General features: G+C 69.8%; 11 protein-coding genes and 1 pseudogene. 4 read left to right on the top strand and 8 right to left on the bottom strand.

Annotation, left to right across the window (positions count from 1 at the left end; translation table 11 throughout):
• Positions 1 to 123: 123 nt before the first annotated feature.
• Together DC008_RS00335 and DC008_RS00330 are read left to right on the top strand one after the other, a co-directional pair.
• Positions 124 to 1,101, top strand: coding sequence for a GlxA family transcriptional regulator (locus DC008_RS00335; RefSeq protein ID WP_108705143.1), 978 nt, complete (start codon positions 124 to 126; stop codon positions 1,099 to 1,101).
• 353 nt (positions 1,102 to 1,454) lie between these two features.
• The gene (locus tag DC008_RS00330) at positions 1,455 to 2,531 is read left to right on the top strand and encodes an NAD(P)/FAD-dependent oxidoreductase (protein WP_244221302.1); all 1,077 of its coding nucleotides are present in this window, start codon (positions 1,455 to 1,457) and stop codon (positions 2,529 to 2,531) included.
• 58 nt (positions 2,532 to 2,589) lie between these two features.
• Here DC008_RS00330 and DC008_RS00325 read toward each other — a convergent pair whose 3' ends face one another.
• Together DC008_RS00325 and DC008_RS00320 are read right to left on the bottom strand one after the other, a co-directional pair.
• The gene (locus tag DC008_RS00325; protein WP_108710489.1) at positions 2,590 to 3,375 is read right to left on the bottom strand and encodes a DUF1963 domain-containing protein; all 786 of its coding nucleotides are present in this window, start codon (positions 3,373 to 3,375) and stop codon (positions 2,590 to 2,592) included.
• Between the two features lie 114 nt (positions 3,376 to 3,489).
• A pseudogene (locus tag DC008_RS00320) lies at positions 3,490 to 3,762 on the bottom strand (NAD(P)-dependent alcohol dehydrogenase); the annotation flags it as partial.
• Here DC008_RS00320 and DC008_RS00315 point away from each other — a divergent pair.
• A complete protein-coding gene (locus DC008_RS00315; RefSeq protein ID WP_244221301.1) occupies positions 3,733 to 4,314 on the top strand; it encodes a TetR/AcrR family transcriptional regulator in 582 nt (193 codons plus the stop codon). The pseudogene DC008_RS00320 and the gene DC008_RS00315 overlap by 30 nt on opposite strands.
• Before the next feature lie 30 nt (positions 4,315 to 4,344).
• Here the strand turns inward: DC008_RS00315 and DC008_RS00310 are convergent, their stop codons facing one another.
• The 6 genes from DC008_RS00310 to DC008_RS00285 form a co-directional block, all read right to left on the bottom strand.
• On the bottom strand, positions 4,345 to 6,762 hold the full coding sequence (locus tag DC008_RS00310; protein WP_108705140.1) for a glycoside hydrolase family 95 protein: 2,418 nt from the start codon (positions 6,760 to 6,762) through the stop codon (positions 4,345 to 4,347).
• A gap of 83 nt (positions 6,763 to 6,845) precedes the next feature.
• Positions 6,846 to 7,907: an ABC transporter permease gene (locus DC008_RS00305; protein ID WP_108705139.1), complete on the bottom strand. Its 1,062-nt coding sequence runs from the start codon at positions 7,905 to 7,907 to the stop codon at positions 6,846 to 6,848.
• Positions 7,900 to 9,408, bottom strand: coding sequence for a sugar ABC transporter ATP-binding protein (locus DC008_RS00300; protein WP_108705138.1), 1,509 nt, complete (start codon positions 9,406 to 9,408; stop codon positions 7,900 to 7,902). The genes DC008_RS00305 and DC008_RS00300 overlap by 8 nt, the downstream gene beginning before the upstream one ends.
• A 20-nt stretch (positions 9,409 to 9,428) precedes the next feature.
• Complete coding sequence (locus DC008_RS00295; RefSeq protein ID WP_108705137.1) at positions 9,429 to 10,505, bottom strand: sugar ABC transporter substrate-binding protein; 1,077 nt, start codon at positions 10,503 to 10,505, stop codon at positions 9,429 to 9,431.
• Between the two features lie 99 nt (positions 10,506 to 10,604).
• Positions 10,605 to 11,363 carry an SDR family NAD(P)-dependent oxidoreductase gene (locus DC008_RS00290; protein WP_108705136.1) on the bottom strand — a complete coding sequence of 253 codons (759 nt, stop codon included), beginning with the start codon at positions 11,361 to 11,363 and terminating at the stop codon, positions 10,605 to 10,607.
• Positions 11,360 to 12,667 carry an enolase C-terminal domain-like protein gene (locus DC008_RS00285; protein ID WP_108705135.1) on the bottom strand — a complete coding sequence of 436 codons (1,308 nt, stop codon included), beginning with the start codon at positions 12,665 to 12,667 and terminating at the stop codon, positions 11,360 to 11,362. Before DC008_RS00285 ends, DC008_RS00290 begins: the two co-directional genes overlap by 4 nt.
• 302 nt (positions 12,668 to 12,969) lie before the next feature.
• Between DC008_RS00285 and DC008_RS00280 the strand changes: the two genes are divergently transcribed.
• Positions 12,970 to 13,674 carry a FadR/GntR family transcriptional regulator gene (locus tag DC008_RS00280; RefSeq protein ID WP_108705134.1) on the top strand — a complete coding sequence of 235 codons (705 nt, stop codon included), beginning with the start codon at positions 12,970 to 12,972 and terminating at the stop codon, positions 13,672 to 13,674.
• Positions 13,675 to 13,740: the final 66 nt, after the last annotated feature.

Here is a 13,740-nt window from a genome sequence, read left to right as displayed (position 1 = left end):
CTGAGACGGGTGTGTTACGAATGGACGGTGCGTCCGTCTTCCACCCTGCCGACGACCCGGCCTTCGGTGCTCCCTCGGTCCGGCCATGAGTCACCTGAATCCGGACAGGCGGGCAGAGGGGCATTGGGTTCCGCCACGCATCGGGTCGCGATCCTGGTCTACGACGGGGTCAAGCTCCTGGACGTCGCCGGCCCGGCGGAGGTGTTCGGGGAGGCGAACCGGCTCGGTGCCGAGTACACGATCGTGTTGGTGTCACCGACCGGTGCCGATGTCACCTCGTCCATCGGGATCCGGGTCGCGGTCGACGCCGCCGCCACGGAGTCTGCCCCTGACACGTTCCTGGTGGCCGGCGCAGACCTCTTCCCGCGCACACCCGTGCCCCGTGACCTGATCGAGGCGACGCGAACCCTGGCCGATCGGGCCGACCGGGTCGCGTCCATCTGCACCGGGGCCTTCATCCTCGGCGCCGCCGGCCTCCTGGACGGCAAGCGAGTGACCACACACTGGAAGGTCGCGCACGAGCTCGCCGCCCGCTGCCGGTCCAGCCGCGTCGAGCCCGACGCGATCTACGTCCGTGACGGCACCACCTACACCTCGGCGGGCGTGAGCGCCGGCATCGACCTGGCACTGGCACTCGTCGAGGAGGATCACGGCCCTGATCTGACCCGGGATGTCGCCCGCGCCCTGGTGGTGTACCTGCAGCGTTCGGGCGGCCAGTCACAGTTCTCCGCCCCCCTGCAAGGACCACCGCCCCGGTCGCCTGCCCTCCGCAGAGTCACCGACTTGATCACGGCGAATCCTGGAGGAAACCACTCGCTCGGCGAACTCGCCAAGCACCTCAATGTGAGCCCCAGGCATCTCACGCGAATCTTCAACGAGGAGCTGTCCACCACACCGGCCCGGTATGTGGAAATGATCCGGTTCGACATGGCCAAAGCCCTGCTCGACCAAGGGCATAACGCGACGCAGACGGCATCCCTCGCCGGATTCCCGAATTACGAGAGCATGCGGAGAGTTTTCGCGAGGAAATTGTCCCTCAGCCCCGCCGCCTATCAGCGACGCTTCAGCACAGCACGCCGAGCCGGCACGCAACAGCAGTAGCGCTGCTGCTGTCGGCTGGTCTGGACAGCCGCGGAATCGCCGGACGGCCGATGTACTACCCCGAGGCCTCCTCCCACGCTGTGGCCCGACCCCTGATCCCGCTGCCCTCCGCCTGTCGGCCAGGGTCGATGTCCGAGGTGGCCGCTTGAACATATTTCGGACCGGTGTGAGGCTGAAAGAGGCACGGTTCCGCCGTCGCGTCACGAAGAGCCCCCTGACAGATTCGCCCCCGGGTCCGGTAACCCACCAGGTTGCGGCGGCGCGAGATGAGTGCAACCCCCGCCCCGCAGGGGGACGGACGGCTCCCCTACGCGAAGTGAGGCGATGGAATGGCTCGGGTTCCCGAGGTTGCCGTGGTAGGAGCCGGTATCGTCGGCCTCTGCACCGCCTACGCACTGGCCGAACGTGGAACGACGGCGCGGGTGTACGAGAGCGGCGTTCCAGGCCATGGACAGTCCAGTGGCCAGTCCCGCATCTTCCGCCACGCGCACGACGACGCCCGCCTCGTCGCATTCACCCGGCAGGGCCGCGCCATCTGGGACGAGTGGGCCGACCGGTTCGGCACGGAACTGATCTCCCCGGACGGAGTGGTCGCCCTGGGCGGTCCCGTACCCGGGAGACTCCGCATTCTCCAGGAGGCCAGCGGCATACGGGCCCGGGCCATGGACAGCGCCGAGCTGCACACCCGCATGCCGCTGCTCGCCGACTACAGCGGTCCCGCGATGCTCGACGAGGACGGCGGCGCCATCCGCACCCGTGCCGCGGTCGAGAGCCTGACCGACGCGCTGGGTGACGCGGTGGTCACCGACGAGGTCATCTCGCTGCATCCGACGGGCCGCGGCACGGTGGAAGTGCTCAGCGCAGCAGGCCGCGCAGAGTACGCGACGGCCGTGGTGTGCGCGGGCGTGAGCAGCGCGCGGCTGGCACGCAACGTGGGCCTCTCGCTGCCCGTACAGCCGGCAGCCCACGTCCGCCTCACCTTCCAGGTCCGGGGAGCGCCCCCGGACCGGGTCGCCTGCCTGCAGGACAGCAGCGGCGACTTCGGCGAGGTCGGCGTCTACGCGGCCCCCTATCCCGGCAACAGCCGGTATGCGGTGGGCCTCAGCCAGACGGTCGACGTACGCGAGGACGGCAGCTTCGCGGACCCCAGCGCACTGGTGGCGCTCAATGACCGCGCCCGCGCCTACGTCTCCCGCGCCCTGCCCGGCCTCGCCCCCGAACCCGTCGAGTACCTGCACTGCTGGGTGACGAGTCTGCCGTGGAGCGAGGACGGCATGGCGGTCTGGGAAGCCGACAGGATCTTCTTCACCGCCGGGCACAACCTGTTCAAACAGGCACCCTGGCTGGGACGGGCACTGGCCGCCGCGGCCATGGCCGAAGGACTCGAGGAGAACCTGCGGCCGGCGGCAGCACTCGGCCGGCCTGGATGACCGCGCGGGTCAACGGGACGGGTGCTTCGACGAGGGCGAACTGGAGCTCGCCGGCTGTTCAGACTTGCTGCTCGAACACCAAGGCCTCATAACGGCGCGCGGCGATGTCCTCGCGGGTCCCGACGATGAGGGTCTGGGTGAAGACGTCGAGGTCGATCGACTGTCCGTGTATCTGGGCGAGGAGGACGAGGTCGCCTTCGTCCGGTGGAGACTGCCAGGGGGCGGAGTAGCCGCCGAGTTGGACGGCGACCCCGTGTGACGCGCCGCCGGCTGCCGCTTCGCGCACGGCGTCCTCGAAGTCTTCCAGGGCGTCGTCGCGGTCCTCGCCCATCTCCAGGAATACGCTGGTCGCCGGACTGTCGCGCCAGTCGGGTGAGACGGTCAGTCCCGGAACCGGATACAGAACATGCGGCTGATAGACCTTGACCTGCTCCGGTTCCCCGTCGAATTCGTACGTCGCCGAGCATTCCGTGGCTCCCACGCCGGCGGGAACGTGCAGCACTGCCGACGACTCCGGCTCGTACTCGATCTTGATGAAGAACAACAGGTCCCCGTCGGCGGGAAGTTCGATGTCCAGGGCTTCACGAGGGAGCGCCGCGCAGTCGACGGTCAGTACCAGCGGACTGCGCCCATCGGGCCAGTCGACGCCGTCCGGCAGGCAGGGGAGGCCTCCCGTGCGAGCGGCGGGACGAGCCTCCTGCTGCTGGGCGGGCGTCAGGCCCTGGAAGGGGACAAGGTGGAGACACGGCCGGGATCCGGCCAGCAGCTCCTGCGCTACCGGGCCGGGGACGCCATGCTTCTGGGCCGCCCTCAGAACGAGCTCTTCCACGATCGGAGTGGTCATGACCGCGATCATGCCAGGACCGACTGACATCGGCCGACCTCAACTCCCATGGCCAAAGGCGAAGTTGCCCGCTGCGGTGCTGTTCGGGACCGGTGGGACAAGCCGTGCGGTGGATCAGTCCAGGTCTGACATGCCGAGCACGAAGCGGTAGCGGACGTCATTGCGCTCCAGGCGTTCCAGAGCCCTGTTGACCTGGGACGACGGCAGCAACTCGATGTCGGCGGTGATGCCGTGCTCCGCGCAGAAGTCCAGCATGGCAGCGGTGGACCGGCGGCCGCCGCTGCCGGCGGAGCTGAGCTTCTTGCGGCCGACGAGCAGGTCCATGGTTTCCACAGTGACCGGTCCGAGGTGGCCGAGGTGGCTGAGCGTGCCGTCCATGGCGACCAGCGCATCGTCGACGCCGCCACCCGGGAGTTCGCCGAGTACGGCATCGCCGGCGCGCGCATCGAACGGATCGTCGCCGCGGCACGCACCAACAAGGCGCAGCTCTACGGCTACTTCGGCAACAAGGAACAGCTCTTCGACGCGATCTTCTTCGCCTCACTGGAGCGGATCACCAACGTCGTCCCCTTCGACGCCACGGACCTGGCCGACTGGGCGGTGCGCCTCTACGACGAGTACCTCAGCCGCCCCGACCTGATCCGGCTCGCGACCTGGGCGCGCCTGGAGCGGCGCCCGACCGGGCATCTCGTGGCGGACCACGACCGCTACGACGACCACAAACTCCGCGCGATCGCAGAGGCCCAGACGGCCGGGCGCATCAGACATGGAGACCCGTTCGACGTGATGGCCATGGTCATCGCCATGTCCATGGCCTGGTCTCCGGTGAGCAACGTCTACGCCGCCTCCCCTCAGGAGCCCACAAGCGTGCACGACCAGCGGCGCATCCTGCTCCGCGACTGCGTAAGCCGCGCCGTCGCCCCGGAGCGGGGAGTCTGAGAACGGTGGGGTGCGGCAGACACCCCCACGTCACAGCGGCGTGATCATGTACCTCTTGCCCGCCTGGGCGTCGAACGCGACGACGGTGCTCTCCGGGCGCTTCACGTCGGTTCGGGGACCGCCCTCGGCACGTACCGCGACCGGTGCCGCCGTGCGCAGCCGGACCGCCCCCGTCCGGCGTGCCGCGAGACGGGCGTGGGTCAGCGCGCCGTCGCTCCAGGAGACGTCGACGGTGAGGGCGCCGCGGGCGAGAAGGCCAGTGACTCGGCCCTGTGGAAGCTGCGGGGGCAGCGCCGGCAGGAGGTGGACCTCGTCGGTGTGCGACTGCACCAGCCATTCGGTCACCCCCGCGGTGGCGCCGAAGTTTCCGTCGATCTGGAACGGGGGGTGCAGGTCGAACAGGTTCGGAGCGGTGCGGTCGGGAGTGAGGAGGTCGGTGAGGAGCTTGTAGGAGCGTGAGCCGTCTTCCGCGCGCGCCCAGAAATTGATCTTCCAGGCGAGGGACCAGCCGGTACCGGCGTCCCCGCGCATCTCCAGCGTCTTCAGCGCGGCACGGAACAGTTCGGGGGTGCCGCGCTTGGAGATCTGGTTGCTGGGGTGCAGACCGTACAGGTGGGAGACGTGGCGGTGCTGTTGCTCGGGCGCGCCGGCGTCCCAGTCCTGCTGCCACTCCTGCAACTGCCCGAGCGCACCGATCCTCATGGGCGGAAGCTGGGCTCGGGCCTGGCGCACCTGAGCGGCGTACGGGCTGGTGACGCCGAGCGCGTCGCAGGCGGCGAGGTAACCGTCGAACAGGTCGCACAGGATCTGGTTGTCCATGGTGGGGCCCGCGCAGGCGGACACACCGGCGTGGTGGGCGTTCTCCGGAGAAACGGACGGGCAGGTCACGAGATGGCCGGTGCCGGGATCGGTGACGAGGGCGTCGAGGAAGAAGCGGACGGCGCCCTCGACGACCGGCAGGCGTCGGCGCAATGCCTCGCGGTCACCGGTGAAGCGGTAGTGCTCCCAGACCGAGGTGGCCAGCCAGGCTCCCCCGGTGGGCCACATGCCCCAGAACGCGCCGTCGACCGGCGCGGTGCCGCGCCAGGCGTCGGTGTTGTGGTGGGCGACCCAACCGTTCGCGCCGTACTGCACCCGCGCGGTCTTCTGCCCCGCCTGGGCGAGGTCGTCGAGCAGGGCGAAGATCGGCTCCCAGCACTCCAGAAGGTTGGTCGTGGAGGCCGGCCAGTAGTTCATCTCCGTGTTGATGTTGATCGTGTACTTGGAATCCCACGGCGGGGAGAGCTGGTCGTTCCAGATGCCCTGCAGGTTGGCGGGCTGGGTGCCGGGGCGGGAGGAGGCGATGAGGAGATAGCGGCCGAACTGGTAGTGCAGGGCCACCAGATGGGGATCGTCGGACTGGGCGAAGGCGGCCACCCGCTGGTCGGTCGGTGCGGCGGCGGCATCCGTGACCCCGAGGTCGAGCGCGACGCGCCGGAAGAGGGCGCGGTGGTCGCGCACATGGCGGGCGCGCAGCTGTCCGTAAGGGGTGTCGGCGGCGGCGTTCAGCGGGCGCTCGGCGCGTGCGCGGTGGTCGCCGGAGGCGTCGCGGTAGTCGTTGTAGCTGGTGCCCACGGACACCAACAGGGTCACCGCGTCGGCCGAGGTCACCGTGAGGGTGCCGTTCTCGCTCCGCACGGTGCCGCCTTCGGCCCGGGCACGGACCAGCGCGCGGAAGCGGACCCGTCCGGTGACGCCCTCTCGGGTCTGCCCGGTGCCCTCCAGCGCGGCGGTGATCCGGTCGGGGGAGGACTTCTGGGTCTGCTGGGGGCTGTCGAAAGCGGCGGTGAGCGAGAGAGCGCCGGGGGTGTCGGCGGTCAGCCTGACCACGATCAGCTGGTCGGCGTGGCTGGCGAACGCCTCGCGGCGGTAGCCCACTTCGCCACGGGTGTACGTGGTGGTGGCCACGGCGGTGTCGAGGTCCAGCTCCCGACGGTAGGAGCCGACGTCACCCGTGCCGGGGAACGTCAGGCGCAGATCGCCCACCGTCTGGTACATCAGCTCCCCGACGGGGTTGCCCAGGAAGGTCGAGTTGATCAGATCCTGGGCCGGGCCCCACTGGCCGGCGAAGATCCGGCGCCGGATCTCGGGGAGGTTCGCCAGGCCCTGTGGGTTGGCCGGTTCGTAGGGGCCTCCCGCCCAGAGAGTGTCCTCGTTGAGCTGGAGCCGGTCGGTGTCGACTCCGCCGAAGACCATGGCGCCGAGGCGGCCGTTGCCGAGGGGCAGGGCCTCCAGCCACTGGCCCGCCGGCTTGTCGTACCACAGGGCCAGGCGCGAGGCGTCCGGCGTGGCGGCGCCCTCCACCTCCACCTCCGCCGCGGCGTGTGGGGCCGCACCGGCCGCCGGAACACCGACGGCCAGTGCGGCCGACGTCGCCGCGGAGGTGACGAGAAAGTCTCTTCGTTCCATGAGAATGCCTGCCTTTCGAGTGCGGGTCGGGCTGGTCATCCGGAGCGGTTCGGGCCGGTGCGCAGCAGCGGGCCGGGCGGTGTCTAGTCCTGCGCCTTGCCTCCGGTGATGCGGGACAGCGCCAGGGCGACGAGGATGATCGCGCCGTTGAGGGCGCCGATCCACTGGGCGGGGACACCGCCGAGGGTGAGGACGTTCTGGATCAGGAACAGCAGCAGGATGCCGGTGAACGCGCCGAAGACCGTTCCCTTGCCGCCGTTGAGGCTGATGCCGCCGATGACGGCGGCGGCGAACACGGTGAAGATGTAGCCGTTGCCCTGGGCGGAGGCCACCGAGGCCAGGCGCCCCGAGAGGAGCAGGCCGCTCAGCGCGGCGAGGACGCTCGCGGTGACGATGACGATCCACAGCACGCGGTCGGTGCGGATACCGGCGGCCTTCGCCGCGTCGACGTTGCCGCCGATCGCGTAGAGGGAGCGGCCGAAGCTGGTGAAGCCGAGCACCACGATGCCGATGGCGAAGAGGATGAGGCAGGTCCACACCGAGGCGGGCATGCCCAGCCACTGGGTGGTGCCGAGGTACAGCATCGACTCGGGCAGCTGGAAGAAGGTCTGGCCGCCGGAGATGCCGGTCAGGATGCCGCGCAGCACGATCAGCATGCCGAGCGTCACGATGAAGCCGTTGAGCCCGAACCGGATGATGAACAGCGCGTTCACCACCCCGATGACGAGGCCGACGGTCAGGGTGACGGGGATGGACCAGGCGCCGGGCAGCAGTCCGACGCCGTGTGCGGTGCCCGCCGGGACGGTGAGCCAGGCCGCGACGCCCGGGGCGAGACCGACGGTGGACTCCAGGGAGAGATCCATCTTCTTGACGATGAGCACGAGGGTCTGGGCGAGGACCAGCAGGGCGATCTCGGACATGGTCTGCAGCACGTTGATCAGGTTGTCGGGCTGCAGAAACACCGGATTGACCAGTTGGCCGACGATCGCCATGACGATGATCGCGGGGATGAGTGCCAGGTCCCGCAGCCGTGCGAAGGCCAGCCTCCGCCCGCCGGCCCTGCGCGTGGCCTGCCGGCCGCTCGCGGGATCCGGCAGGTCCTCGTCGGGACTCTTCGCGGCGGCCGCGGTCGCGCTCTCAGACATCGAGGTCCACTCCTTCCATTGCGGCCACGAGCTCGTGGTCGTGCCAGCCGCGGGCCATCTCGGCCACCACTCGGCCCTGGAACATCACCAGGACCCGGTCGCACATGCGCAGGTCGTCGAGCTCGTCGGAGGCGACCAGCACACCGGTGCCGGACTCGGCGATCTCCTCGACCTTGCCGAGGAGGAACTCCTTGGACCGCACGTCGACGCCGGCGGTCGGATTGATCAGGACCAGCACCTTCGGATCGCTGGCCAGGGCACGGGCCATGACGACCTTCTGCTGGTTGCCCCCGGAGAGCCCGGAGACGGGCAGCTCCGGTCCCGGCGTCTTGATCGCCAGGTTCTCGATCATGGAACGGGCACAGGTGTCCCGGCGGCGTCCGTCGATGAAACCGGACGGACCGAGCCGTTCGGGAATGGTGAGGGTGCCGTTGTCCGCGATGGACATCTCCGGTACGTAACCCTGGTGGTGGCGGTCCTGCGGGACGAAGCCGACGCCGGCCTTCAGGGCCGCGGGCACGCTGCCGGGGCGTGGACGCTTCCCGGCGATCCGCACCGTGCCGGTGTCGGCGGCGCGCAGTCCGACGACGGTCTCCGCCACGTCGATACGGCCGCTGCTCGCCGCGCCGGCCAGACCGACGATCTCCCCGCCGCGGACACGGACGGACACGTCCGCGTAGCTCCCGTCGAGCGTCGCATCCTCCACGACCAGCACATCGGGAGATGCGCCGTCCGCCGGGCGGCGGCGGGCCCTGGCGCCCTCGGTGGCGCCCTCGCCGGTCATGGCGGCGACCAGTTCGGCGCGGGGCAGTTCGGCGACCGGGGCGGTCAGGATGTGCCGGGCGTCGCGGAACACCGTCACCGTGTCGCAGATCTCGTAGATCTCCTGGAGATGATGGCTGATGAACAGGAAGGTCACGCCCTGCCGTTGCAGGTCCCGGATCCGGGTGAACAGCCGGTTGATGGCGGCTGCGTCCAGCTGCGCGGTGGGTTCGTCGAGGATGATGAAGCGGGCCCCGAAGGACAGGGCCCTGGCGATCTCCAGGAACTGGCGCTGTTCGACGTCGAGTTCTCCCGCCGGGGTACGCACGTCCACGTCGACCGACCACGTCCGCAGCAGGTCGTGGGCCCTGGCGCGCACCGTCCGCCAGCTGATCAGGCCGCCGCGACCGCGGTCGTGCCGGTTGAGGAAGAGGTTCTCGGCGACCGTCAGTTCGGGGATGATGGTGGACTTCTGGTATACGCACGCCACCCGCTGCCGCCAGCCGTCACGGTCCGCGAGCCGGGGCGCCGGCGCGCCGTTGAAGGTGACCGTGCCCTGATCCGGTGCGTGCAGTCCGGTGAGGATGGAGACCAGCGTGGACTTGCCCGCGCCGTTGCGCCCGACCAGTGCGTGGGTCTGGCCGGGCGCGATCGTGATCCGGGCGTCGCGCAGCGCCACGGTGGAACCGAACCGCTTCGTTATCGCCGCCGCCTGGGCGACGGGCGCAGCCGTAGACATGTCTGCGAATCGCCTTCCGGTCAGCTGAGGTTGTTGCCCCACAGGGAGCTGTCGTCGCTCTTGAGGCTGGGGACCCCGCCGTAGGTGGCCCCGTCCGCCGTCACCAGGGGCGCGGAGAGCTGGTCCTCCAGAAGGCCCTCGCGGACCTGGATGATCGTGCTGTCGTGGTCGGTCTTGCCGGGTTTGAACGTCTTGCCGTCGATCGCCGCCTTGAGGTAGGAGAGGGCGTACTTGGCGTAGAGGTCGGCCGGCTGGGAGACGGTGGCGTCGATCTTGCCCGCGGCGATGTTCTTGAGTTCCTCGGGGATGCCGTCGTTGGAGACCACGAACACGTGCTTCTTGTCCTCGGGGCCGACCAGCAGACCCTTCTGCTTGAGCACCTGCAGGGTGCCGGAGAGCGCGAAACTGGACTGCATGTAGACGCCCTTGATGTCGGGGTGGGCGGTCAGGTCGGTCTGGAGCTTCTGCGCCGCGACGGCGCCGTCCCAGTTGGTGGCTTCGCCGAAGACCTTGATGGCCGGGTAGTTCTTCTTCATGCAGTCGTTGAACGCCTCTGTGCGGTCACGGCCGTTGACGGAGGCGAGATCTCCCTGGAGCATGACGACCTTGCCCTTGCCGCCCAGCTTCGTCCCCAGGAACTGGCAGGCCTTCTCCCCGTAGGCGCGGTTGTCCGCCCTTACGACCATGTACACCTTGCCGGTGTCGGGGCGGGTGTCCACGGAGACGACCGGGATCTTCTTCGCCGCCAGCTGCGCCAGGGTGGGTGCGATGGCGGCCGTGTCCTGCGGTGCCATCGCGACGCCCTTGACGCCCTGGCTGATGAACGTCTGGACGTCGGCGGTGAGTTTCGCGACGTCGTTCTGCGAGTTGGTGGTCTTCAGGTCGAGTCCGAGTTCCTTGGCGAACTGCGGGGTGTACTTGATGTACGAGTTCCAGAAGTCGGTGTCGGAGCGCGGGTAGTCGACCCCGACCACGGTGGAACCACCGCCCGGACCCGAGGCCGACGCGGATCCCGAACCCCCGCAGGCGGTGAGTGCGGGGACGGACAGGGCGGCGAGGGCGCCGAGACAGGCGTACCTGGTGAACCTGAGCTGCATGGCTCGCTCTCCTTGCTGACGGGGTCGCGCGGACGGGCTGCTTGCGGGACCGGTCGTGCGGTGTGCGGGCGCCGGTCTCGGGTGGGGAAGGAGCGGGGATCAGGTGCGCGGACGGATCCGCAGGCCCTGCATGCCGCCGTCGACGGGGAGGTCGGTGCCGGTGGTGGAGCCGGACAGGGGGCCGGCGAGGTAGGCGATGGCCGCGGCGACCTCGTCGGCGGAGACGAGACGTCCCATCGGCTGGCGGGCGTTGAGGGCGGCGCGCTCGGCCGCGGGGTCCGTGGCGCGGTCCAGGAGGCGGCCGATCCAGGGAGTGTCGGCGGTGCCGGGGTTGACGCAGTTGACGCGGATTCCGCCGTGCACGAGGTCGGCCGCCATCGCCCGCGTCATGGCGAGCACGGCACCCTTGGTGGCGGAGTACAGGACCCGGTCGGGCAGGCCGGCGGTGGCGGCGATGGAGCAGGTGTTGACGATGGCCGCGCTGTCGGAGCGGCGCAGATGGGGGAGGGCGGCCCGGGTCACCCGGACCATCCCGACGACGTTGACGTCGAACACCCGATGCCACTCGTCGTCGGCGTTGTCCTCGATGGTGCCCTGGGCGCCGATGCCGGCGTTGTTGACCAGGATGTCGATGCCGCCCAGGACGTCCGCGGCCTCGGCGACGGCTGTCCGCACGCCTACGTCGTCGGCCACGTCAGCGCGGATCCCGATCAGGGGATCGGGCAGGCCGTCGGGTTGGAGGTCGAGGCAGGCGACACGGGCGCCGCGGGCGGCCAGCAGGCGTGCGGTGGCCAGTCCGATGCCGGAGGCGCCGCCGGTGACGACGGCTGCCAGTCCCGCGCAGTCGGGAGCGCTCATCCTTCGGCCTCCCCGTTCCACACCGGCCCGTCGGGGTAGCGGTGGTCCGCCAGGGACTGCCGATGGAGTTCGGCGCTGATGCCGGGTGCGGACGGGGCGAGATAGCGGCCGTTGCGGATGCGGACCGGGTCGGTGAAGTGCTCGTGCAGATGGTCGACGTACTCGATGACGCGGTTCTCGGTGGTGCCGCTGACGGCCACGTAGTCGAACATCGCCAGATGCTGCACCATCTCGCACAGACCGACTCCACCGGCGTGCGGGCACACCGGGACACCGAACTTGGCGGCCAGCAGCAGGATGGCGACGTTCTCGGTGACGCCGGCGGTGCGGCTGGCGTCGAGTTGCAGGATGTCGAGGGCTTCCGCCTGCAGGAGTTGTTTGAACATCACCTGGTTGTGCGTGTGTTCGCCGGTGGCCACCTTGACCGGCGCCACGGCCCGGCGGATGGCGGCGTGGCCGAGGATGTCGTCCGGCGAGGTGGGCTCCTCGATCCAGTACGGGTCGTAGGGGGCGAGCGACGCCGTCCAGTCGATGGCCTGCTGGACTCCCCATGCCTGGTTGGCGTCGACGGCGATCCTGATGTCCGGGCCGACCGCCGCGCGGGCCAGTCGCATGCGGCGCCGGTCTGCCTCGCGGTCGGCGCCGACCTTCAGTTTGATCTGGCCGAATCCGTCGGCGACCGCCTCCTTGGACAGCCTCACCAGCTTCTCGTCGTCGTAGCCGAGCCAGCCGGGGGTCGTGGTGTACGCCGGATAGCCGTGCTTCAGCAGGTGCGCGGTGCGCTCGGCGCGGCCTGGCTCCGCGCGCCGCAGGATGTCCAGGGCCTCGTCGCGGGTCAGGGCGTCCTGGAGGTAGCGGAAGTCGACCAGGTCGACCAGCTGTTCGGGGGAGAGCTCGGCCAGCAGCCGCCAGACCGGCTTGCCGGTGCGGCGTCCGTACAGGTCCCAGACGGCGTTGACGATCGCGGCGGCGGCCATGTGGATGGCCCCCTTCTCCGGGCCGAGCCAGCGCAGTTGGCTGTCGCCGGTCAACCGCCGGGAGAAAGCGCCGAGATCGGCCAGCACGTCCTCCACCGGAAGCCCCGTGATCAGCGGGGCCAGGGCGCGTACGGCGGCGACCTCCACGTCGTTGCCGCGTCCCACGGTGAAGGCGAGGCCGTGTCCCCGGCCGCCGGTGCTCGTGTGGATCGTCACGTACGCCGCCGAGTAGTCGGGTTCGGGGTTCATGGCGTCGGAGCCGTCGAGGTCCCGTGAGGTCGGAAACCGTACGTCCACGGCCTCGACCGCGCTGATGAGCTCACTCATCGGGCCCGGCGTCCTCGGTTCGCAGCATCCGGTGTCGTGTCGGCTCCATGGCCACCACCCATCGTCGAGTGTCAACGGGATGTCCGCTCCGCAACGGCAGAGGCTGGACATGGGATGGATTTATAGGGTCACCCCATCTCGGTGTCCATACCTCGGGAGGGAAATATGTGAGGGACCGCTCCTCACCTGCTGGTTTGAAGTCAGGGAAATGCGATGACGCCTTCGGCTTCACGGTCTCTTCCTGAGTGATGGGATGTATTGCTACGCTGCCGCCGCCTGGGCAACGAGCAGGGAGCAGCCGCATGTCACTGACCGACAAGGCCATCGACCGCATCAGGGACCTCATCCAGTCCGGTGAGCTGCCGCCCGGTGCCAAACTGCCCCCTGAGCAGCAGCTGGCCGCGGAGCTGGGGCTGTCCCGCAACCTGATGCGGGAGGCGGTCAAGGCACTGGTGGTCGCACGCGTGCTGGAGATCCGCCGGGGCGACGGCACCTACGTGACCAGCCTGGAACCGGAGCTGCTGCTGAGCAGCATCGGATCGGCCGTGGAACTGCTCCGAGGCGACACCCTGCTGGAGCTGACCGAGGTGCGCCGGTTGTTCGAACCGGTCGCCACCGGACTGGCCGCCACCCGCATCTCCCCCGGGGAACTGGCCGAGGTGGAGCGGCACCTGGACGCGATGCGGGCGGCCCGGGAGGACATCGAGCGGCTCACCGAACACGACGCGGCGTTCCACCGGGCGGTGGTCGCGGCCACCGGCAACGCCACCCTCGCCACCCTGCTGGAGGGGATCTCCAGCCGGACGGTGCGCGCACGCGTCTGGCGCGGTCTGGTCGACGACAACGCCGCCGCCCGCACCGTCGCCGAACACGAGTCGATCTTCCAGGCGCTGGTCGCCGGCGACGCCGGCCTGGCGCAGGCCGCAGCGCTTCTGCACGTCAGCACCACCGAACAATGGCTGCGCGAGCACCTGGAGCCGACCAGCGCCGTCCCGGACCTGCCGTGAACACCGGGTGGTTCACGCCCCACCCTCGTCCATCACACGTCACCAGCCCCGTGCCCGGCCCGGACA

It is taken from the genome of Streptomyces nigra (genome assembly GCF_003074055.1).
In the GTDB taxonomy this organism is placed as follows: domain Bacteria; phylum Actinomycetota; class Actinomycetes; order Streptomycetales; family Streptomycetaceae; genus Streptomyces; species Streptomyces nigra.
Note: the sequence above shows the minus strand (reverse complement) of the source record. Positions and strands in the feature narration are given on the sequence as shown.

Excerpts from the sequence above, each read along its gene's own strand:
- DC008_RS00305 (WP_108705139.1), bottom strand. The coding sequence starts at position 7,907 with ATGTCTGAGAGCGCGACCGCGGCCGCCGCGAAGAGTCCCGACGAGGAC.
- DC008_RS00295 (WP_108705137.1), bottom strand. The coding sequence starts at position 10,505 with ATGCAGCTCAGGTTCACCAGGTACGCCTGTCTCGGCGCCCTCGCCGCC.
- DC008_RS00290 (WP_108705136.1), bottom strand. The coding sequence starts at position 11,363 with ATGAGCGCTCCCGACTGCGCGGGACTGGCAGCCGTCGTCACCGGCGGC.
- DC008_RS00325 (WP_108710489.1), bottom strand. The coding sequence starts at position 3,375 with ATGACCACTCCGATCGTGGAAGAGCTCGTTCTGAGGGCGGCCCAGAAG.
- DC008_RS00280 (WP_108705134.1), top strand. The coding sequence starts at position 12,970 with ATGTCACTGACCGACAAGGCCATCGACCGCATCAGGGACCTCATCCAG.
- DC008_RS00310 (WP_108705140.1), bottom strand. The coding sequence starts at position 6,762 with ATGGAACGAAGAGACTTTCTCGTCACCTCCGCGGCGACGTCGGCCGCA.
- DC008_RS00300 (WP_108705138.1), bottom strand. The coding sequence starts at position 9,408 with ATGTCTACGGCTGCGCCCGTCGCCCAGGCGGCGGCGATAACGAAGCGG.
- DC008_RS00285 (WP_108705135.1), bottom strand. The coding sequence starts at position 12,667 with ATGAGTGAGCTCATCAGCGCGGTCGAGGCCGTGGACGTACGGTTTCCG.